This window comes from Myxococcus sp. CA033 (assembly GCF_013336625.1).
GTDB classification, from domain to species: Bacteria; Myxococcota; Myxococcia; order Myxococcales; family Myxococcaceae; genus Myxococcus; species Myxococcus llanfairpwllgwyngyllgogerychwyrndrobwllllantysiliogogogochensis.
In genome coordinates, this window is the sequence record NZ_JABUMU010000007.1 from 206,857 (window position 1) to 228,186 (window position 21,330).

Genomic DNA, 21,330 nt, shown 5'->3' on the forward strand with positions numbered 1-21,330 from the left:
TAATAACAGGCGAGGCCGACAATCGCGGGCCTCAACGACTACCCACATGCATCTTCATTCCCAGCGTGAAAGTGGAAGGACGACTGATCCACTCTCAGCAAGAAATCGAGACTCAGGCCCTACCGAACAAGCCTTTGAGCCATCGCACGAAGCCTCGCGACTTCGCGCTCACCAAGGCCGGTACCGCGTGGACGTTGGATTGCGGCGCGGCTGTGACCTTCGGAGGAGCGATTCGTGGGGCCGAGGTAGTTGTCACGCCCGCAGGAGCCCTCATCGGCGCCGGACTGGCGGTGCCTGTTCCCGTCGTGCTCACGGTGCGCGTCGGCGTGGAGCCCGTCGCCTGTGCCGCGGCGGCCGTTCCTTCGGCGTCCAACTGGGCGAGCTTCGCCTTCACGGCGTCGGGCGTGTCGCGCGTGGAGAAGGTGCTCGTCACCTCGCGCCCGGAGGAGGACTCGCGCGCGGTGACCTTCAACAGTGACTCGTTGTTCACCTCGAACGTCACCGACACCTGCACGGCGCCACGCGGGAGCTTGGGCAGTCCCGCGAGCTTCAGCGTGCCCAGGTACTCGTTGTCGGACGCCTTGTCGGAGTCGCCCTGGAACACGGTGAGCTCCAGCTCCGTCTGGCCGTCGCGGTGCGTGGAGAGGGTGTAGCTCTTGGTGGAGGGCAGCGAGGTGTTGCGCTCCAGCACGGGCTTGAAGCGTCCACCGGGCAGGCCCACGCCAATAGCCATGGGGAGCACGTCGATGAGCACCACGCCCTCGAGCTGCCCCAGGCTGTGCGCCAGGAGCGCGGCCCCCAGGGCCACCGCTTCGTCGGGGTGGACGCCCTTGCTCGGCGGCTTGCCGAAGAAGCGGGTGATCTTCTCGTGCACCAGCGGGAAGCGACTCTGGCCTCCGACGAGGATGACCTCGTCGATGTCCTTGGGGCCCAGGTTCTTCACCCGGAGGACCTCCTCGCAGACCTGGACGGTGCGGTCGACGAGCCCTTCCGTCAGCTCGATGAGCTTCTGCCGCGTGAGCGTGACGTCCAGGTCGTACGGCTTGTCCTCGATCATCGTGACGAAGGCCACATGCACCCGCATCTCCGAGCGCTCCGACAGCGCGCACTTCGCGCGCTCCGCCGCGTCGTTGATGCGCTGCATGGCCACCCGGTCGCCCTGGAAGGCCCGGCCCGTCTTCTTCTGAAACTCCTCCAGCAGGTACGCGACGATGGCGTTGTCGAAGTCGATGCCACCCAGGAAGGTGTCGCCGCCGGTGGAGATGACCTCGTAGACGTTGTCGGCCAGCTCCAGCACGGACGCGTCGAACGTGCCACCGCCCAGGTCGTACACCAGCACGCGCTGGTTGAGCTTGCGGCCGTAGCCGTACGCGAGCGCCGCGGCGGTGGGCTCGTTGAGGATGCGCTCGACGTAGAGCCCCGCGAGCTTGCCGGCCTCGCGCACCGCGTGGCGCTGGTTGTCGTTGTAGTACGCCGGGACGGTGATGACGGCGCGGGACACGGGCTGGCCCAACTGGTTCTGGGCGACTTCGCGCACCTCGCGCAGGATGAGCGCGGAGATCTGCTGGAGCGTGTAGACGCGGTCCGACAGCTTCACGCCCGCGTCACCGTTCTCTCCCGCGGTGATCTCGTAGTGGAACTTGTCCTTGATGGCCCCGACGATGGCCGACTCGTACGCGCGCCCCACCAGGCGCTTGGCGCCGTACACCGTGTGCCGGGGGTTGGTGAGCATCTGCCCCTTGGCGGGGTGGCCCACCACCAGCTTGCCGCGCGTGTTCACGGCGATGATGGAGGGCACCGTGTTGTGGCCCTCGCGGCTGTTGAGCACCCCGGGCTTGCCGTTGCGCACATAGGCGGCACACGAGTTCGTCGTGCCCAGGTCGATGCCAATCACCACACCCGCGCGCTTGGGCTCCGCCGTGTTCAGGTCCAACGCCGCGTCCGACATCATCGTCGCGGGCACCGGGGCGACTCCGCCCGGAGGGGGGGCGACCTGGGCGGCGACGACCTGGGGATTCGCCTGCCGTGGCGGAGGTGGGACGGTGTAGTCCGGAGCACCCACGCCCGTGGGGACCGGGGGCGCGTCCGACTGGGCGTGGGGCAGGGCGGCGACCGCCGAGTCGAGGAAGCGGCGCGTCTGGGGGTCCATCCCCAGGAAGCGCAGGCCCATGCCCACCACGCCCTGGCCTCCCTGCCCGGTGACGAAGTGGACCACGGCCTGCGCGTGGATGAGCCGCTCGCCGCTCGCCAGCCGAAGGTCCAGCGTGACGGCCGTCCCCGGAGGCTTCACCGCGCGAGCGCGCAGGTAGATGCCACCCCGGGTGACGTTGCCGCCGTACTTCGCCAGGAACTCCTCCGGCGTCGCGAATGGCAGCTTCACGACCAACCCGACCGCCGCCTGATTCGATTCCGTCAAAGCCCGGTTCCTGAGACGTGAGTGAAAAGCCCGGTCGGATTATCGCTTGAAGTGCGAGTGAACGGGCGTCAAAAAGTCCACCCTTCCAGGTTGCGTGGGGACAACGTACCTCGTATGGAACCGCACCCTCGGGGCGCTGGTGCCTCGTGGGCCCTTCGCCCCGGGAGCGCCGCCCATGTTGAACCCCGAGATCCGGCTCGCACTCACCTTCGATGACGTCCTCCTGGTGCCCGCCGAAAGTTCGGTTGTCCCCAAGGATGCGGACCTGTCGACCCGCCTCACGCGCAACCTTCGCCTGAACATCCCGCTCCTGTCGGCGGCGATGGACACGGTGACGGAGTCGCGCACCGCCATCGCCATGGCGCAAGAGGGCGGCATCGGTGTCATCCACAAGAACATGACCCCCGAGCAGCAGGCGCTCGAGGTGACCAAGGTCAAGAAGTTCGAAAGTGGAATGGTGGTGGACCCCGTCACCATCGACCCCGAGGCCCCGCTGGGCCGCGCCATCGAGCTGATGCGGCACCATGGCGTGTCGGGAATCCCCGTGGTGAAGGGGCGTCGCCTCGTCGGCATCGTCACCAGCCGCGACGTGCGCTTCGAGACCAACCTCACGCAGAAGGTCGAAGCGGTGATGACGCGCAAGCTCGTCACCGGCCGCGAGGGCATCATCCAGGGGGATGCGCAGAAGCTGCTGCACGAGCACCGCATCGAAAAGCTGCTCATCGTCAACGACGACTTCGAGCTGCGCGGCCTCATCACCATCAAGGACATCGAGAAGCGCAGGACGAACCCGAACGCGGCCAAGGACGGAAAGGGGCGCCTCCTGTGCGCCGCCGCCGTGGGCGTGTCTCCGGACCGCGAGGCGCGCATCGACGCGCTGGTAAAGGCGGGCGTGGACGTCATCGTCGTCGACACCGCGCACGGCCACTCCAAGGGCGTGGTGGACGGGGTGCGGGACACGCGCAAGAACTTCAAGGGCTTCGAGCTCATCGCCGGCAACGTCGCCACCGCCGAGGCCACCCGCGCGCTCATCCAGGCGGGCGTGGACGCGGTGAAGGTGGGCATCGGCCCCGGCTCCATCTGCACCACCCGCGTCGTCGCCGGCGTGGGTGTGCCGCAAGTCACCGCGGTGGATGACTGCTGCCGCGAGGCGGAGAAGCACGACATCCCCATCATCTCGGATGGCGGCATCAAGTACTCGGGCGACATCGTCAAGGCGCTCGCGGCCGGAGCCAGCACGGTGATGATCGGCTCGCTCTTCGCCGGCACCGAGGAGGCCCCCGGAGACGTCATCCTGTACCAGGGCCGCAGCTACAAGAGCTACCGGGGCATGGGCAGCCTGGGCGCGATGAAGCAGGGCGCCAAGGACCGCTACTTCCAGTCGGACGTGGACGCGGTGAAGCTCGTTCCCGAGGGCATCGAAGGCCGGGTGCCGTACAAGGGCACGCTCGCGATGAACGTCCACCAGATGCTGGGCGGCATCCGCAGCGGCATGGGCTACGTGGGCTGCGGCACCATCGACGAGCTGCGCAAGAACGCGACCTTCGTGCGCATCACCTCGGCGGGCCTCAAGGAGAGCCACGTCCACGACGTCATCATCACCGAAGAGGCTCCCAACTACCGCGTGGAGTAAGGCGCGCCGTCGGGCGAATCCCGGAACGAAAAGAGGGCCCACGCCAGGCGGCGGGGCCCTCGGTTGTTTCGGCCGGGAAGGCGGCTACTTGCGGCCCTTGCGACCGCCGGAGCCGGAGTCCTCGGAGGACGGCGACGCGGCGGAGATCTTCCCCTCGGCGCCGGCCACGCGGCTGAGCAGGGCGTCCTTGTCGTCGGGCTCCAGCGTTTCAATGGCCTGGCGCAGGGTGTTGAAGTCGAGCCGGGCGATGGTGACGGTGTTGCCGCCCTTGATCTCCTGCACGGTGGGCACCATCACCAGCTCGCGCATGTAGGTCTCGAACTCCACCTTCACGTCGGCCGTCTGCTGGATGCAGGTGTCCCGTGCATTGACGATCTGCTGGCTGCCCTCGCGGTAGCTCAGGTCCGGGTTGCGGTTCATCGCCTCCTCGAACGTGGTGGTCCGCTTGCGCAGCGAGGAGTACAGCTCGATGTAGTCGACGAGGCGGTCCGTCTCGGGGCGATTGACGTTGCGGGCCTTGCCCAGTGCGTCGGTGGTGTCGTCACAGGTGAGCTTCTGGAGATCGGAGACCCCTGGCGTGTCTTTGACAGCCAGGTTCTGGGTCTCGCGGTCCAGTCGCTCGTCGGAGGAGATTTCCTTCACGCATCCAGAGGCGGAGAGGAACAAGAGGGTCGCAGCAGTGGAAGCGGACAGGCGGCGGAGCATCCGGACCTCGAACAATTGAGGGGACTTGGGCGTTGCTTTCCGGAAGTTTGTAGCGATAAGGGCCCCCAGCCGTCAACGACGCCCCTTGGAGAACCTCCGGTGGACCTGCACGCCGAGAAGATCCTGATCCTCGATTTCGGGAGTCAGTACACCCAGCTCATCGCCCGGAGGGTGCGCGAACTGGGCGTTTATTGCGAAATCCACCGCCCGGACCTCCCGGCGGAGGATATCCGCCGCTATGCCCCCCGGGGCATCATCCTCTCCGGAGGCCCGGCGTCCGTGGAGGCGCCTGGTTCCCCCCGGTGTGACCCGTTCGTCTTCGAGGCGGGCGTGCCCGTCCTCGGCATCTGCTACGGCCTCCAGCTCACCGCCAAGCTCCTGGGCGGGCGCATTGACCGGGGCGCACACCGTGAGTTCGGCAACGCGGAGGTCGAAGTCCTGGCCCCCCGCGGGCCCTTCTCGGAGTTCAAACCCGGAGACCGGGTCCAGGTGTGGATGAGCCACGGAGACCGGGTGGAGGAGCTTCCGCCCGGTTTCGAGGCCATTGGTCGCAGTGGCAATTCGCCCTTCGCTGCGGCGGCCCACCAGACCAAGCCCTTCTACGGCCTCCAGTTCCACCCGGAAGTCGTACATACCCCGCAAGGCAAGGCCATGCTGCGCGCCTTCCTCTTCAACGACTGCAAGGTGAGCGGCTCGTGGACGATGAAGGGCTTCATCGACGAGGCGGTGGCCACCATCCGCCGCCAGGTGGGTGAGCAGGGCCGGGTCATCTGCGCGCTGTCCGGCGGCGTGGACAGCTCCGTGGCCGCGCTGCTGCTCCACCGCGCCATCGGCCCCCGGCTCCAGTGCATCTTCGTGGACAACGGGGTGCTGCGGCAGGGGGAGCGCGCCCAGGTGGAGGGGCTCTTCGTGGACCGCTTCCACGTCCCGCTGAAGACGGTGGATGCGCGGGCCCGGTTCCTGGACGCGCTGGCCGGCGTGACGGACCCGGAGAAGAAGCGGAAGATCATCGGCCGCGAGTTCATCGCCGTGTTCGAGGAGGCCTCGCGCGACATCCAGGACGCCGGGTTCCTGGCACAGGGCACGCTGTACCCGGACGTCATCGAGTCCGTCTCGTACAAGGGCCCCTCCGTCACCATCAAGAGCCACCACAACGTGGGCGGCCTGCCGGAGACGATGAAGCTCAAGCTGGTGGAGCCGCTGCGCGAGCTGTTCAAGGACGAGGTCCGCGCCCTGGGCCGCGAGCTGGGGCTGCCCGAGGACATGGTGAACCGCCAGCCGTTCCCCGGTCCCGGCCTGGCCATCCGCGTGCTGGGTGAAGTCACGGAAGCCCGCCTGGAGCTGGTGCGCCGCGCGGACGCCATCGTCCAGGAGGAGATTCGCGCCGCGGGGCTCTACAAGGAGCTGTGGCAGGCCTTCGCCGTGCTGCTGCCCGTGCAGAGCGTGGGCGTCATGGGCGACGAGCGCACCTACGAGTCCACCTGCGTGCTGCGCGCCGTCACCAGCGTGGACGGCATGACCGCAGACTGGGCCCGGCTGCCGTACCCCGTGCTGGAGCGCATCTCCACGCGCATCACCAACGAGGTGCGTGGCATCAACCGCGTCGCCTACGACGTGTCCTCCAAGCCCCCGGCCACCATCGAGTGGGAGTGAGCCGGGAGTAGGGTGCCCGCTGGAAACGCGAAAGAGGCTGCCTGGCGAACGTGCCCAGGCAGCCTCTTCGTGCTTCAGGGGTCCGGGGGTTGAGCCCGGGCCCCTTCAGGCGGGGTGAATCACCCGGCCGGCTTCGTGGGGACCGAGGGAATCTTGGTGCTGCCCGGACGCAGCTCCTCGAGCACCCGGGTGGCGCCGTAGATCTTCTTCAGCGACTCGATGATGGCGTCGCTGTGCACGGCCACGGTGCGGTTGACGGACTCGTCGAAGCCGTACTCACCGCCCAGGGACTGGATGTTGCCGTCGAACACCAGGCCGACGATCTCCGCGTCCTTGTTGATCATCGGGGAACCGGAGTTGCCGCCGATGATGTCGTTGCTGGTGACCAGGTTCATCGCCGTGGCGCCGTCGAGCAGCTTCTCCGACTTCAGCCAGGAAGGCGGAAGGGCGAAGGGCTCCTCGCCCGTGGCGTGCTCGAACGTCCCGGCCATCTGGGTGACGGGCTCCACCTTCTTGCCGTCCTCCATGTAGCCCTTCACCGAGCCGTAGGACAGGCGCAGGCTGAACGTCGCGTCCGGGTACTGGTTGGTGCCGTAGGCCTCGAACTTCGCCTTGGCGACCAGCTCCGCGTTCTTCTTGATGACCGCGTCGATGTTCTCCTCGTAGTTCTTGCGGACCGCGCGGCCATCCGCGTCGAGCGCGAGGGCCAGCTGGATCATCGGGTCCTTCGAAGCGGCGATGGCCGCCTTGCCGCCGTCGAGCAGGCCCTTGCGCACGGCCACGTCACAGACCTTGGAGCCCTTCACGTCCTTGAGGACACAGAGCTTGGAGCCCTTGACCAGCCGGGCCGCCAGCTTCTCGGGGGACTCCTTGCCCAGGACCTTCTTGACGAACGGGTGGTTGGAGCCGAGCTCCTCGCGCATCTTCGTCAGGCCGAACGACAGGCGCATGATCTCCAGCTCCGGGTAGATGGGCGCCGGGCTGAGCAGCCCGGCCGTGAGGGCCGGCACGTTGGCCTGGTTGAACTCACGCAGGCGCTGGCCGTTCTCCTTGGGGAGCTCCTCGGAGGCGCGCACCAGCGTCTTGGCGATGCTGTACAGGCTGGAGGACAGGCCGTTGCCCTGCTCGACGAAGGCCAGGTCCTTGCGGACGTTGACGAGCTGGCCCTGCGCCTTGGCGATCTCATCCCACGCCGCGCCGTACTTCTTCTTCATCTCCGGGTTGGCGTCGACCTTCTTGCGCAGCTCCTGCTCGGCGGCGACCTTCTGGCCGAAGAACTTCTTGTCCTGCAGCGCCTCCAGGCGGCCCTTGGTCGCCTTCAGGCCGTTCTCCACGCCGAAGAGCAGGTTGTTGGAGATGCGCTTCTGCTCGGGGCCGCGCTTCTGGAACTCCGTCACCATGCCGCGCACTTCGGACATCATGAAGAGCATCTTCGGCATGGCCACGTCGCGCTGGTACTCCAGCTCCGCGATGGTCAGCCCGCGCGAGGTGCGGCCGGGGTGGCCGGACACGAAGGTGAGGTCACCCTCCTTGGCGCTCTTCTCGGACCACTTGAAGAAGTTCTCCGTCTTGGCCGGCTTGCCGTCCTGGTAGACGCGCAGGAACGTCACGTCCAGGTCCCACCGGGGGAACTCGAAGTTGTCCGGGTCGCCGCCGAAGAAGGCGATGGCGTGCTCGGGGGCCATCACCAGGCGCACGTCCTGGAAGCGGCGGTACTTGTAGAGGTTGTACTTGCCGCCCTGGTACAGGGTGACGACGTCGCAGCGCACCTTGGCGTCGCCCGCGGAGCACGCCTGCTCCAGCTCGGACATCTTCGCCTTCAGGGCGTCGCTATAAGGCTTGCCGGACAGCCCCGCGGTCGCCTTGTTCAGCGTCTCGGTGACGTCGGTGATCTGCTCCAGCTGGTTGATCTCCATCGCCGGGCACTGCGTCTCCTCGGCTTCGGTCTTCGCGTAGAAGCCGTTGGCGATGTAGTCCTTCTTGGCGCCGGAGAGCTGCTCGATACAGCCGCGAGCACAGTGGTGATTCGTCATCACCAGGCCGTTGGCGGACACGAAGCTGGCGGAGCAGCCGCCCGCGAGCCGCGCGGAGGACAGGCGGGCCTTGTCGAGCCACTCCTGCGAAGGCTCGAAGCCGTACTTCTCCTTCACCTTCGCGGACGGGAAGTTGTTGTACGTCCACATGCCTTCGTCGGCCAGCGCGGGGGCGGCGCCGACAAGGGTGGCAATCAGGAACAACCGTTTCATTGGACAGGTCCTTTCCAGGGCCGGGGGTGTCGCGGTTCTGCGGTAACCCACTGCCTCGGTCAACCGGGAAAAAAGCTGGGAAGAATTCCCAACCCCTGGAACATCCAGGCGGCCTGGGGATTCCTCGTCAGTGCGAGGAGTCCTACGAGATGTTGCTGCCCGTGATTGCACGATTCGAGCGGATGACCGCTCCCCAGGGTTGGCTATCGCAGCGCGTCGAGAACCCGCCGCTCCGGGTCGGGTCGCCGTGACTCAGGTGCGCATGGCCACGAGCGGGTCCACGCGGGTGGCGCGGCGCGCGGGGAACCAGCAGGCCAGCAGGGCGACGAGGGCGAACAGGGTAGCCACGGCGCCGAAGGTGAGGGGATCCGTGGCGGTGATTCCGTGGAGCTGGCTTTCGAGCAACCGGGTCAGCGCCAGGGAGCCCACAAGCCCTAGGACGATGCCCAGTCCCGCGAGCCTCGCTCCCTGGCCGAGCACGAGTCGGAGGACGTCTCCGGGCCGTGCCCCGAGCGCCATGCGGATGCCGAGCTCCCGCGTCCGCTGCGAGACGAGCAGCGAGATGACGCCATAGAGGCCGTAGGTGGACAGCACCAGGGCGAGCGCCGCGAAGCCGCCGAGCAGGCACAGCACGAGCCGCCGGAAGCCAAGCGACTGGGAGATGACCTGGTCCATGGTGAGGGCACGGAAGACGGGCAGGCTCGAGTCGACCCGGCGCACGGCCTCGCGGACCGAGGGCAGCAAGGTCTCCGGTGGCACCGAGGTTCGAGCGACGAGCACCAGGCTGTCGTCGCCCCAGGGCCGGCCGTAGGGGACGTGGAGCTCGGCCAGCGGCGTCTTGTCCAGGCCGGCCTGTCGCACGTCGCCCACGACGCCGATGATGGTGTGGGCCCCGGTGCCGAGTCGGAGCTGGCGGCCCAGGGCGTTGCCGTCCGGGAAGTGCCGGCGCGCGAGCGTCTCGTTGATGATGACCGTGGCGGGCTGACCGGGGGCCGCGTCGACGGTGGTGAAGTCGCGGCCTTGCTTGAGCGGGATTCCCACCGTGCCGAAGAAGCCGGGGCTCGTGGAGCGGCGCTCGGCCCTCGGTTCCGAGCCGGCCTCCGGGGGCGGTTCGCCCTCGATGACATAGCGGGCGTTGTTCCATGCGCGCTGGATGGGCAGCAGCGACGTCATTCCCACGGCGCTCACCCCGGGCAGAGCTCGCACCTGGTCGAGGATGGGCTCCAGCAGGGTGCTCGGCACGTTTCCGTCCAGGCCCTGATCGGTGAAGAAACGGCTGTCGGGGATGGCGATGTGCAGCGTGAGCAGTTGCTCCGGAGCGAGCCCAGGGGACGTGCCGAGGAGCTGGAAGAAGCCCCGGCCCAGGAGGCCCGCGCCCACGAGGAGCACCAGACAGACCGCCAGCTCCACGACGACCAGCGTGGACCGGAGGCGTCGGCCGCCCTGGATGGGGGCCCCGCGAAGGTCGAGCCGGGAGACCTGGAGCGCGGGAAGCAGTCCGAAGGCCAGGCCGCTCAAGATGGAGATGGCGGCGAGGAACAGGAAGGTCGTCCCATCGAGGGAGACCGCGGCCCGGTGTGGCATCGACTCGGGGACCACGGCGAGCAGCGCGTCCAGGCCCCAGTGCGCGAGCAGTCCACCCAGGGCGCCACCCGTGAGCGCGAGCAGGAGGCTTTCGACGAGGAGTTGCTGGATGACGCGGGCGCGCGTCGCGCCGAGCGCCACGCGGACGGCGAGTTCCTGCCGGCGGGCACCAGCGCGCGCGAGCAGGATGTTGGCGACGTTGGCGCAGGCGATAAGGAGGACCAGGGCCACGGCGCCGAGCAGCAGCTTCAGTGGGCCGCTCCAGAGCCGCGTCTGGGCCTCGGCGAGCGAGTCGACCCGTGCGGTGCGTTCCTTGAGGGCATCCGGGCCCGCGGCCGCGATTCCGGCGGAGACGGCCTTGAGTTGCTCGTTGGCCGAGTCCAGGGTGATTCCGGGCGCCAGCCGGGCGCGCACGGAGAGCACCGTGGAATAGCGACCGCCACGGGCATCGGGCGGAGCCACCAGCGGCAGCCAGACGTCCATGTCCGGGGCGAACGACTCGGGAATGACTCCGACGACGGTATGCGGGACGTTGTCCAGGAGCACCGTGCGGCCGAGGACGGCGGGATTCGCGCCAAAACGGCGTCGCCAGAGCGCCTCGTTGAGCACCGCGACGGGCTCATGCCCAGGCTGGTCGTCGCCGGGCGCGAAAGTCCGGCCGAGCAACGGGGGGACGCCGTGCACGGTGAAGTAGTCGGCGGTGCCTCGGGTGGTTTCCAGGCGCTCGGAGTCGTCGTCCGCGCGGAGAATCGAGCCGCCCACGGTGAACGCCGCCATGTGCTCGAAGGCCCGGGCCTGGTCGCGCCAGTCGAAGAACGTGAGCCAGGAGACCGGGCCGCCTGAGCCTTGGGCGCGCAGTTCGACGAGCGACACGAGCCGCTCGGGTTCGGCGTACGGGAGAGGCCGGAGCAGCACGCCGTGGACCACGCTGAAGATGACGGCGTTGGCGCCGATGCCCAGGGCGAGGCAGAGGATGGCGGCGGCCGCGAAGCCGGGGGCACGTCGGAACGTGCGGAACGCGAAGCGCGCATCCGCGAGCAGGTCGTCGAGGAATCTCATGGGGCTGGTCCGGGAACGCCGTGGTGGAGGTTTGGAAGGCCCCCATCTTTGCCGACCGCCGCGCGCCGATTGCCCGGGAACAGCGGGGAAGAACCCTGGAAAAACGACCCCTGGTTTCCCATTCACTTAGTTTACATAACGCATGTTATCGGACGTATCGATAGAGGGAGGACAGGGGTGAACCGTGGGCCTGGCTGCCTGGATGCCCGCATCGAGTCCTCGCTTCTCGTGGCCACCGTGGCCGCGTACCGTGCCCGGCATGCGTTTCCTCCAACGAACCGCGGTCACCACCGCGTTTTGCTGCGGCCTGCTGGCGCTGACGGGATGCCCGGACAAGACCTCGGGTCCGTCGCCGGATTCTGGCGTCGCCGAAGTTCCCGAGGCGCCCAAGGCCCCGCCGCCGACCACGTTCGCGCTTCGCTCCCAGGTTCCCGATGCGGGCCTCGCGGAGATCTCCCTGGACCCTGGTGAGAAGCCGGTCATCGAGCAGACCTCGACGCTGGAGCTGACCGCGTCACGAGGCCTCCGGAACTACCGGGTCCGGCTCTTCGACGCCGCTGAGCGCGCCATGGTCTCCGACGACGTCGCCGAGGAATCCGACACCGGGCTCGTCTACCGCATCGTCCTGCCCCAGCCCCTGAAGACCGGCTTCGAGTACACCCTGGTCGTCGATGCCCAGACCGGCACCGCGTTCACGGACACCTTGGGCCGCGACGTCGAGGAGCTCCGCACCACGTTCCTGATCGCCGGCGAAAAGGAAAAGCCGGCACCGCCTCCAGCGCCGGCCAAGAAGAAAAAGCGCCGCTAGTCCTGGGCCTCATGGCGGCCCCGAATGTTCCCGGCGCCGCCTCGAATGTTCCGGGCCGCTAGCCCTGGGCCCGCATGAACATTCCAGCCTTGCCGCGAACATCCGGCCCCCGGCTTGCCCCGGTCGCCCCTGAACATTCGGGCTCGCTACCGCGAATATTCGGGCTCCATCCAGCCCGGCCGCCCATCAGCATTCGGGCTCGCTACGGGCCCTCGGCGGCCACCGGAGGCAGTCCCAGCGCGCCCTGAAGCTCCCGGAGCTTCGCCTGGATGACCCGAATGTTCTGGGGCCCCATCCGCAGCAAGTGCTTCTGCGCCCGGCTCAGGCCCTCCAGCTCCGGCGAGGCATAGACATAGAGCGCTCCTTGCGGCTGGACCTCCAGCGCGGCGCCCTCCGGAACCGGAACCGCGAGCAGATGTTGGATGGCTCGGCTCAGCGTCGAATCGAACGTCTGTCCCGGCGGAGCAATCTCGCCATGCGCCTGGTCGATGAGCGGCTTCAAGTCGCGGTACATGCTCTTGGCGACCTGCGCGTCGAAGGTGCCGAACACTCGCGCCACCAGGTCGTAGCGAGCATGGCTTCGCGGGTCGATGGTCACCGACTTGTCCTTGCCCTCGACGACCTGGAATCCATCCGCCGGGCCCAGGAAACCCAGCACCATCCGGGGGCTCACGCCCTCCGCGATGTTGTTCACGGCCGCCGTCACCCGGCGCACCAGATCCTTCTCCTGGAGCCAGCGCTGGAGTTCCGCTTCCTCCGACATCCGGCTCGCCATCTCCCGGACCCGGCCGTCACTCCCCGGAAGCGAAGCCGTCGGTGCTACCGGCGCGGCCACACCTGCGTCCTCGATGATTGGAGCCACCGCGACCACGGGCGGCGGCTCCTTCTCGAAGAGGCCCAGCGCGACGGCGGCCCCTACGCCCACCGCCACCAGCGCGCCGCCAACCAGCGCGGCCTTCTTTCCAGCCGAGCCGCGCTGGGGAACCTCGGAGCTCTCTGTCGGGTCAATCGGGTCGCTCATGGGTTGCGGTCCTCCGTCTCGGGTTCGGTTCACCCTACAAACGACTCCTGGACGCATTCCACGGGCGCGGTGCAACCCATGAGGCCGGTTGTTCACCGGAAGAGAGTCCCAGGGGGGCGAATCGCCGAGGCACCCTGCCCGCCCTGCTCAGGAACTCAGGGAAACTGCTCTTCGGCCCGGACGCGCTCGAGTGTCTGAAGGTCCCGCTCCGTGGGCCCCAGCTCCAGGATGATCCGGCTCACGTCGTACAGCACTTCGCCACGCTCGAACACGGGCAGCCGGGGCACGTCCTGGTTCAAGTCATCGGCGCCGCGGTTGTAGGCCACGTCCATCAGCGTCCGGAGCTGGAAGGAGTCGTAGAGGTTGTATTCCACCAGGAACCGCAGCGCCTCCACGTCGCCGCGCCGCGTATACGCACGCCACAGCAGCACGGCGTCGTAGCCGTTGACGCCCTTCATGTGCGGCGGACGCTCGGCGCCAATCTTTCCTTCGATCTCCTTCAGCCCGCCGCCCAGTCCCAGCCGACGCGTGACGAAGCGCAGATCGATATGCGCGTCCGGCACCGGAAACCGCCCCGCGCCAAAGTAGTTGCGCAGCACCGGCACATCGAACGTGGACCCGTTGAAGGTCACCCACAGCCGCCGCGCCGCCATGGCCTCCGGCAGCGCGTCCATGTTCCGGCCCTGGATGAACACGTGCAGGCCCGTGGCATCGAACAGACTCACCACCGTGGGTGCCTGGGCCTCGCGGCCATCCGTCTCGATGTCGAAGTAGACGGCGTCCTGGTGGAACTCGGGGTACAGCCGCCAGTGCTCACGGGGCGGAATCAGCTCCGCCAGCCGGCGCAAATCCCTCCGCTCCAGCGCCTCACGACCCAGCGCGAGTCGCTCCCGCGCGATGTCGTCCGTCTTCCGGGTGATGGCCACACCCTCGCCGGCCGCCGGATAGTCGTCCCACGTCTTGAAGCCGCGCGCCCAGAGGTCCTTCTCGCGCCAGGGGCCCACGCCGGGGATGTGCTGGAACGTCCGCTGGAGCATCAATCGAGCGCGCCCAACCTTCCCGCCACCAGTTCCTCCAGGAGCGGAATGTCCGCTTCGCAGAAAGGCAGGGACTGCATCTCCCCGGGCGTCCGGAACTCGAGCGCATTCGCGCCCAACGGCTTCGGCTCACCAGAGAGCATCCGCGCCGCGTAGAGCACCAGCTCCACCGTCAGGTCCGGGTACTCGTGGCGGCCTTCCCACAGTCGCCGGCCCACGGAGAGCTCCACATCCAGCTCCTCGCGACACTCCCGGGCGAGCGCGGCTTCGTCCGTCTCGCCAGCCTCCACCTTGCCACCGGGAAACTCCCACAGGAGCGCGCGGCTTCCACCCGGAAGCCGCTGCTGCACCAGGAAGCGCTGGGCGTCGAGGCGACCTGGAATCAGCGCCGCCACCACGCGGACCGTCCGGGTCGCCACCGTGGTCACCCCTTCAGCCCGTTGAAGTCCAGCGAGTAGAGCCATCCGTTGTTGGAGAGCACGAACAGCTTCGAGCCCGCCACGAACGGCGTCGCGGAGACGCCGTCACCGGGGTTCCACGACACGCGCGCCTGGCCCGTCTTCGGGTCCAGGAACAGCAGCGACCGCTGGATGGGAACAATCAGCATTCCCTTGGAGAACACGGGCGTCTGGCCCGACCTTTCGCCCAGGGGGTGCGACCAGAGGAGCCGTCCGTCTTCCGCCAGGTAGGCGTCCACGCGGCCGTCGCCCACGGTGAAGAGCATCTGCCCCTTCGCCAGCAGCCCCGTCATGCCGGACACCGAGCTGGTCCAGACCAGCTCTCCGGACTCCGCCTCCAGCGCGAAGAGGCCGTTCTTGTACGACGCCACGTAGAGCTGCCCGTGGTCATCCAGCGCGGGCGTGGTGTCCACGTCCAGGAACTCGGAGCCGCTTCCCGACAGCGACTTCTCCCAGTTGGCGCCGCCGTCCTTCATGTTCAGCGACACGATGTAGCCGTCGGAGAAGCCCACGTAGACATTGCCGTCGCGAACCAGCGGCGTCGACGCGCCTCGCACCGTGAAGCCCGACGGCGGATCCCTGCGGTACTGCCAGGCCCAGACCCCGTCCTCGACCTTCACCGCGAACAGGGTGTCGCTCTCCGAGGCCACCAACACCAGGCCCTCGGCAATCACCGGCACCGTGGCCAGCGACTCACCCGCCGCGTACTGCCACTTCTGATCTCCAGTGGCCGCGTCCAGCGCGTACAGGGTGCCGTCACCCCCGGGAACGAAGGCCACGCCGTCGCTCACCTGGGCCCCCGCCGCGAAGCGGGTCGTCGTCCGCTTGGACCACTTGATCTGACCGTCCGGACCCACGCCGCGGATGACGCCATCCCGCGTGAGCGCGATGACCGTCTTGCTCTTCGCGTCGTACGCTGGCGAGGCGACCTCGCGCGGCGCGTACTCCAGCAGGGTGGGCGCCACCAGTGGCGCCCACCAGTCCACCGAGAAGTAGTCCACCGGAGGCGCCAGCTCCGTGCGGGGCAGCTCCGGATTGCCGTAGCGCGGCAGGGTACTGCAACCGCCCAGGAGACCGACCGCCACGGCACTCCCCAGCCAACGCCTCCAGCTCACGAGCTGCTTCTTCATAACGTGCGCGCTACCCCGCGTCAGTGACGGCGGCCGGCGCGGGCGCCGGGGCCGGGATCTTCACGCCCTGCGAGGCCAGCACCGCCAGCCGCTCGCTGGACAGTCGCGCCGCCGTGGTGTTCGCGTGGTCCGTGGACACCTTGGACAGCACGGCCGCGGCCTCGTCCTTCTTGTCCTGCGCGATGAGCATCCGACCCTTGTGGTAGTCGCCCATGCCGGCCAGGAACTCACCGCCGCCCGCCGCGCCCATCTGCTCGAAGGACTTGATGGCCTCGTCGTACTTCTTCTCCGCCTCGAAGGCGTAGCCCTGTCCCTCCAGCGCGCCCGCGCGGAGCGGGTCGTTCTGGGCGGCGCCCTTCAGGAAGTCGCTGAACGCGGTCTGCGCGTCCGCGAAGCGGCCCAGGCGGAACTGCGCCTCGCCGAGCGACAGCGCCGCAGTCGTCGCCGACCGCGTCCCACCGTGCTCCTTGCGGAAGTCCGACAGCGCCGTCACCAGCGCCTCGTCGCGCTCCTTCACGTTCTTGAAAGGCGTCTCGGTGTCGCCGGGCTGCGCGGGCTGCACGCCCTCCACGGGACGATCCAGCACGGCGAGCGCCTGGCCCAACGCCTGGCCGGCCTGCGCCTCGCCGCGCTTGGACACCTCGCTGGCGATGGCCACACCCACGCCGCCCAGGATGATGACGGCCACGGCGATGCCGATGAGCTTCTGCCGCTGGATGAGCCAGTCACGCGCGTCAGCGCCGACCTTTTGGAAGGTGTCCGGCTGACGAAGCTCCTGCTGGCGAATCTTCTCGGTCTTGGTTCCAGCCACGTCGGTCAACCTCTCTCTGCGCTTCGGTGCTCTACCCTGTCGGAGAGCGGAAGAGCGGCGCACTGTACGGAGCGCGCGCCGCGAGTGTCAACGCACGGACGCTTCAGTGCTTCCCCTGATGGCTCGGCCTCTTTCGAGCCGCCCGCTTCGCCTGTCCGGGCCGCTCCCGGAACACCAGCCGGATGGGCACGCGCAGGTCGAAGGTCTTCCGGAGCTGATTGGTGATGTACCGCTTGTACATGTCCGGCACGCCCTCCGGATGGTTGCACGTGAGGGCGAACGTCGGCGGCGCCGACGTCACCTGGGTGATGTAGTACAGGCGCAGCGGCTTGCTCCGGACGATGGGCGCCGGGTGGTTGTCCACCATGTACTCCAGGAGCCGGTTGAGCTGGGGCGTGGGGGCCCGGAACCGGAACTGCTCGGCCAGCTCCACCGCCGCGTCCATGACCTTCTCCACCTTGGAGCCCGTCAGCGCGGACGTGAAGATGATGGGCGCGTAGCCCACGAACTTCAGCGAGTGCCGGAGCGACTCCCGGAACGCCTCCTGGCGGCGCTGATCCGCGTCGATCAGGTCCCACTTGTTCACCACGATGACCAGCGCCCGGCCGCGCTCCTCGGCCAGGCCCGCCAGCTTCGCGTCCTGGTCCACCGCGGGCTCCGTGGCGTCCATCAGCAGCACCGCCACGTCGCTGCGCTCCATCACCTTGAGCGCCGCGATGACCGAGTACTTCTCGATCTGGTGGGCAATCGTCTTCTTGCGCCGGATGCCCGCGGTGTCCGTGAGGAGCAGCTTGCGGTCCTTGTACGTCAGCGGCGAGTCGATGGGGTCCCGCGTCGTCCCCGGAATCTCGCTGGCCACCACCCGCTTCTCCTTCAGGATGGCGTTGACCAGGGTGCTCTTGCCCACGTTGGGCCGGCCGATGATGGCCACGCGGATGATGCCGTCGTCCGGCGGGGCCTCGGCGTCCTCGCCCTCTTCCTTGGGCGGCAGCTTCTCGACGACTTCGTCGAACAGGCCGGGCACGCCCAGGCCGTGCTCCGCGGACATGGCATGCACCTCGCCCAGGCCCATCTTGTAGAAGTCCGCGGTCAGCGACTGCATCTGCCCGCTGGTGGTGTCCAGCTTGTTCACCGCGACAATCACCGGCTTGCCGCTCTTGCGCAGGTACTTGGCCACCGCTTCGTCAGCGCCCGTCACGCCCTCCCGGCCGTCGGTGACGAAGATGATGACGTCACACTCCTCCACGGCCAGCTGGGCCTGCTCGCGCACCTGCTTGAGCAGCGAGTCCTTCTCGCCGGGGACGAAGCCGCCGGTGTCGATGAAGGTGAACGCCCGTCCACCCCACTGCGCGTCCGCGTAGTGGCGATCCCGCGTCACGCCCGGCTGGTCCTCCACCAACGCGATGCGGCGACCGATGAGGCGGTTGAACAGCGTGCTCTTGCCCACGTTGGGGCGTCCGACAATGGCTACCAGGGGCTTCATCTCAGTCGTATCCCAGCTTCTTGAGGCCTTCGGGGCGCTCGCTCCAGCGCGGCTCCACCCGGACACGCAGGTCCAGGTACACATGCGCGCCCAGCAGGCGTTGCACGGACTTGCGCGCGTCCGTGCCAATCGTCTTCAGCATCTGCCCCTGTTTTCCAATGATGATGGCCTTCTGGCTGTCGCGCTCCACGAAGATGGAGGCGGCGATGCGGATGAGTCCGCCCAGCTGGCCCGGAGGAGTTCCCGGCCGGGGCTCGCGCTCGGACTCGTCGAAGATGTCCACCATCACCGCGGTGGAGTACGGAATTTCCTGGCGGCAGTGCCGCAGCACCTGCTCGCGGATGTACTCGCTCACCAGCGTCCGCTCCTGCTGGTCGGTGAGCATGTCCTCGTCGAAGAGGTTCTCGCCTTCCGGCAGGTGGCTCAGCACCGTGGTGAACAGGCGCTCCACGCCGTCCTTCTCGCGCGCGGAGATGGGGACCACCTCCGCGAAGGGGAACTCCTGGCGGTACAGGTCGATGAGCGGAAGGATGGCTCCCTTGGGGATGGAGTCGATCTTGTTGATGACCAGGAAGGTGGGCTTGCCCAGCTTCTGGAGCCGCTCGAGGATGATGCGGTTGCCCGGGCTGACCTCGGGCTTCTCGCCGGCGGGCGGTTCAATCAGGAAGAGGACCAGGTCCACCTCCTCCGCGGCCTGGATCGCCGTCTCCACCATGTAGCGGTTGAGCTCCCCCTTGGCCTGGTGGATGCCGGGGGTGTCGAGGAATGCGACCTGCCCTTCAGGGCGGGTCACGACTCCGAGGATGCGGTTGCGCGTCGTCTGCGGCTTGCCGGAGACGATGGCGATCTTCTCACCGGTGAGCGCGTTGAGCAGGGTGCTCTTGCCCACATTGGGGCGTCCGATGAGCGCGGCGAAGCCGCTGCGGTGGTTCTTGGGAGAGGCCATTGCTTCGAAGGTGGTCTGGGAGTCCCTGTGTGGCTGGGAGCCCCTGAGGGGGAACTTCCAACAGCGCCCTATAACAGACCACCACCCCCGGCATCTGCCCGGGGCGGTGGTCAGGCGGGCGGCCTACGGCTGGGTCGTCGAGATGGTCAGCTTGTTGACCGTCACGGGCGTGCGGGGACGGTCATCACCATCCCGGGCCACCTTGCTGATCTTCTCCACGATGTCGTAGCCCTTCACGACCTCGCCGAAGATGGTGTGCTTGTTGTTGAGGTACGTCGGCTTCGACGTCGTCAGGAAGAACTGGCTGCCGTTGGTGTGCGGCCGGCCGATGTTCGCCATCGCCAGCAGGCCCACCTTGTCGAACGTGCGGCCGGACTGGAACTCGTCCTTCACGTTGAAGCCGGGGTTGCCGCGGCCGGAGCCGAGCGGACAGCCGCCCTGAATCATGAAGTTGTCGATGACGCGGTGGAACACGGTGCCGTCATAGAACGGGCGCTTCGTCTTCTCCTGCGTCTTGGGGTCCGTGAACTCCAGTTCCCCCGTCGCCAGGCCCACGAAGCTCGCCACCGAATCCGGGGCGTCCTTCGGGAACAGCTTCACGACAATCTGCCCCTGCGTGGTGTCGAAGGTGGCGTAAAGGTCATTGCCCGCGCGGGCCTCGTCCGTCATTCCCATGCTGCCCTCCCGTCTTGCTTGATGGACCCGCCGAAGCAGCGGGTCCGTTTCACGTCCACTGCCCTAAAGTCCCGCCAACCTACCGGGAGGACTCGGGCCGAGCGCCCTGGGGCTTCGGCGTCACCGGGGGCTTCACCGGGGCATCCGCCGCCGGTCCCTTCCGGATGACGACGCCCGCGGGCGCCTTGTCGCTCAACTCCACCCGGGTGAGCACCACCGGCGTCTGCGGCCGGTCGCGGTTGTCCCGAGGCACCGCGCCAATCTTCTCCACGACGTCGTAGCCCTTCACCACCTCACCGAAGAGGGTGTGCTTGTTCGTCAGGTGGTCAGGCGCGCTGGTGGTGATGAAGAACTGGCTGCCGTTGGTGCCCGGTCCCCGGTTGGCCATGGCCAGCTGACCCGGCTTGTCGAAGACGTGGCCATTGTTGAACTCGTCCTCGAAGCGATAACCCGGGTCACCCGAGCCCGTCCCCGTCGGGTCCCCTGCCTGAATCATGAAGCCCGGGATGACTCGGTGGAACACCGTCCCGTTGTACAGCGGCTTCTTCGACATCTCTCCGGACTTGGGGTCCCTCCATTCCTTCTCACCCGTGGCCAGACCCACGAAGTTCGCCACCGTCTTCGGGGCGTCCTTGGAGAAGAGGCGGACGGTGATGTCGCCCTCGCTCGTCTTCAGCGTGGCGTAGAGGTCCTTGCCGGCCGTCACCTTCTTCGTCCACTTGCCGGGAGCCGCGGCGACAGCGGTACCCGCCACCAGGCAGGCCACCAGCGCGAACGTCAAACGGAGGGGTGAGGAGGGGCGCATGGGCGCGGCACCTTATTCCCCACCCCCTTCCCCACCAAGGGGTTTCACGCCGAGGTGTCGTCCGGTGGCACTTCCGGGGTGGGCGCCTCCACCGGGGGCGGCCCTCCCTCGGGGGGCGGAGGGGCGGCGCTCGCGGCGGTGGCGGCGTCCTGCTTGATGCGCTCCAGGGTGGCCTGCGCCGCGCACTGCTCCGCTTCCTTCTTGCTGCGGCCGGAGGCCCGGGCGAAGGGCGCGTCGCCCAGCGTCACCTCCACCTCGAAAACCTTCGAGTGCTCCGGGCCCGCCTCTGAAATCACGCGATAGCGAGGCGACAGCTTGAGCTTCTCGTGGGCCATCTCCTGGAGGAGCGTCTTGTAGTCCAGCCTCCCCTGGCCGCTGGAGACCTCGTCCAGCAGCTCCGCGAAGCACCGGTCCACCAGGGCCACGGCGGGCTCCAGGCCCGCGCAGAGGTAGACGGCGCCGAAGACGGCCTCGAGCGCGTCCGCCAGCACGGAGTTCTTCTCGCGGCCGCCCGACAGGAGCTCGCCCCGGCCCAGCAGCAACAGGTCTCCCAGGGGGATGGTGCGGGCCACCCGGGCCAGGCCGTCCTCGTTGACGATGCGGGCGCGCATCTTGGTGAGGTCGCCTTCGGGCATGCCCGGGAAGCGCTCCATCAGCCGGTGGCTGACGGCCAGGTTCACCACCGAATCGCCCAGGAACTCCAAGCGCTGGTTGTCCTTGAGGTCCTTGTCCCGCGTCTCATTGACGTAGGTCTTGTGGGTCAGGGCCTCGAGCGCGATCTCCCTGCGCGAGAACCCCAGGCCCAGGCGCTTCTCCAGGGCCTCCACCCGCTCCGACACAGTCAGCTTCTCCACGGACGT

The 21,330-nt window shown here is 68.0% G+C and carries 17 protein-coding genes; 3 read left to right on the forward strand and 14 right to left on the reverse strand.

Features of this window, described 5'->3' with window-relative positions; genetic code table 11:
* Positions 1-112 precede the first annotated feature (112 nt).
* On the reverse strand, positions 113-2,416 hold the full coding sequence (locus HUA78_RS20040) for a TIGR02266 family protein (RefSeq protein WP_174476935.1): 2,304 nt from the start codon (positions 2,414-2,416) through the stop codon (positions 113-115).
* Between the two features lie 175 nt (positions 2,417-2,591).
* Between HUA78_RS20040 and guaB the strand changes: the two genes are divergently transcribed.
* The gene (gene guaB / locus HUA78_RS20045) at positions 2,592-4,049 is read left to right on the forward strand and encodes an IMP dehydrogenase (protein ID WP_141641090.1); all 1,458 of its coding nucleotides are present in this window, start codon (positions 2,592-2,594) and stop codon (positions 4,047-4,049) included.
* An 84-nt stretch (positions 4,050-4,133) separates the two neighbouring features.
* Here guaB and HUA78_RS20050 read toward each other — a convergent pair whose 3' ends face one another.
* Positions 4,134-4,754: a hypothetical protein gene (locus HUA78_RS20050; protein WP_174455526.1), complete on the reverse strand. Its 621-nt coding sequence runs from the start codon at positions 4,752-4,754 to the stop codon at positions 4,134-4,136.
* Between the two features lie 99 nt (positions 4,755-4,853).
* Between HUA78_RS20050 and guaA the strand changes: the two genes are divergently transcribed.
* Entirely contained in the window at positions 4,854-6,407 is a 1,554-nt protein-coding gene (guaA, locus tag HUA78_RS20055; protein WP_141641088.1) for a glutamine-hydrolyzing GMP synthase, read from the forward strand.
* Positions 6,408-6,526: 119 nt separating this feature from the next.
* Here guaA and HUA78_RS20060 read toward each other — a convergent pair whose 3' ends face one another.
* On the reverse strand, positions 6,527-8,653 hold the full coding sequence (locus tag HUA78_RS20060; protein ID WP_174476936.1) for a S46 family peptidase: 2,127 nt from the start codon (positions 8,651-8,653) through the stop codon (positions 6,527-6,529).
* A 252-nt stretch (positions 8,654-8,905) separates the two neighbouring features.
* Positions 8,906-11,296: an ABC transporter permease gene (locus tag HUA78_RS20065; protein ID WP_174476937.1), complete on the reverse strand. Its 2,391-nt coding sequence runs from the start codon at positions 11,294-11,296 to the stop codon at positions 8,906-8,908.
* Between the two features lie 259 nt (positions 11,297-11,555).
* Here HUA78_RS20065 and HUA78_RS20070 point away from each other — a divergent pair, with 259 nt between their 5' ends.
* Positions 11,556-12,104: a hypothetical protein gene (locus tag HUA78_RS20070; protein WP_141648045.1), complete on the forward strand. Its 549-nt coding sequence runs from the start codon at positions 11,556-11,558 to the stop codon at positions 12,102-12,104.
* Between the two features lie 202 nt (positions 12,105-12,306).
* On the opposite strand, the gene HUA78_RS47530 is transcribed toward HUA78_RS20070, so the two are convergent.
* The 10 genes from HUA78_RS47530 to rnc all read right to left on the reverse strand — a co-directional run bounded on the left by HUA78_RS47530 (position 12,307) and on the right by rnc (position 21,324).
* Positions 12,307-13,125, reverse strand: coding sequence for a DUF3014 domain-containing protein (locus HUA78_RS47530; protein ID WP_174476938.1), 819 nt, complete (start codon positions 13,123-13,125; stop codon positions 12,307-12,309).
* A 155-nt stretch (positions 13,126-13,280) separates the two neighbouring features.
* The gene (locus HUA78_RS20080; protein WP_141648043.1) at positions 13,281-14,162 is read right to left on the reverse strand and encodes a ribonuclease H-like domain-containing protein; all 882 of its coding nucleotides are present in this window, start codon (positions 14,160-14,162) and stop codon (positions 13,281-13,283) included.
* Positions 14,162-14,626: a (deoxy)nucleoside triphosphate pyrophosphohydrolase gene (locus HUA78_RS20085; RefSeq protein WP_174476939.1), complete on the reverse strand. Its 465-nt coding sequence runs from the start codon at positions 14,624-14,626 to the stop codon at positions 14,162-14,164. Before HUA78_RS20085 ends, HUA78_RS20080 begins: the two co-directional genes overlap by 1 nt.
* Complete coding sequence (locus HUA78_RS20090; RefSeq protein ID WP_141648041.1) at positions 14,587-15,750, reverse strand: PQQ-binding-like beta-propeller repeat protein; 1,164 nt, start codon at positions 15,748-15,750, stop codon at positions 14,587-14,589. Before HUA78_RS20090 ends, HUA78_RS20085 begins: the two co-directional genes overlap by 40 nt.
* A gap of 10 nt (positions 15,751-15,760) precedes the next feature.
* Complete coding sequence (locus HUA78_RS20095) at positions 15,761-16,561, reverse strand: tetratricopeptide repeat protein (protein WP_174455505.1); 801 nt, start codon at positions 16,559-16,561, stop codon at positions 15,761-15,763.
* Between the two features lie 103 nt (positions 16,562-16,664).
* Positions 16,665-18,044, reverse strand: coding sequence for a ribosome biogenesis GTPase Der (der, locus tag HUA78_RS20100; RefSeq protein WP_174455504.1), 1,380 nt, complete (start codon positions 18,042-18,044; stop codon positions 16,665-16,667).
* A 1-nt stretch (position 18,045) separates the two neighbouring features.
* Positions 18,046-18,990 (reverse strand): GTPase Era, encoded by a 945-nt coding sequence (era, locus tag HUA78_RS20105; RefSeq protein ID WP_174455503.1) that lies wholly within the window; start codon positions 18,988-18,990, stop codon positions 18,046-18,048.
* Positions 18,991-19,113: 123 nt separating this feature from the next.
* Positions 19,114-19,665: a peptidylprolyl isomerase gene (locus HUA78_RS20110; RefSeq protein WP_174455502.1), complete on the reverse strand. Its 552-nt coding sequence runs from the start codon at positions 19,663-19,665 to the stop codon at positions 19,114-19,116.
* Between the two features lie 79 nt (positions 19,666-19,744).
* Positions 19,745-20,470, reverse strand: coding sequence for a peptidylprolyl isomerase (locus HUA78_RS20115; protein ID WP_174464520.1), 726 nt, complete (start codon positions 20,468-20,470; stop codon positions 19,745-19,747).
* Positions 20,471-20,514: 44 nt separating this feature from the next.
* Complete coding sequence (gene rnc / locus HUA78_RS20120; protein ID WP_174455500.1) at positions 20,515-21,324, reverse strand: ribonuclease III; 810 nt, start codon at positions 21,322-21,324, stop codon at positions 20,515-20,517.
* Between the last annotated feature and the right edge of the window lie 6 nt (positions 21,325-21,330).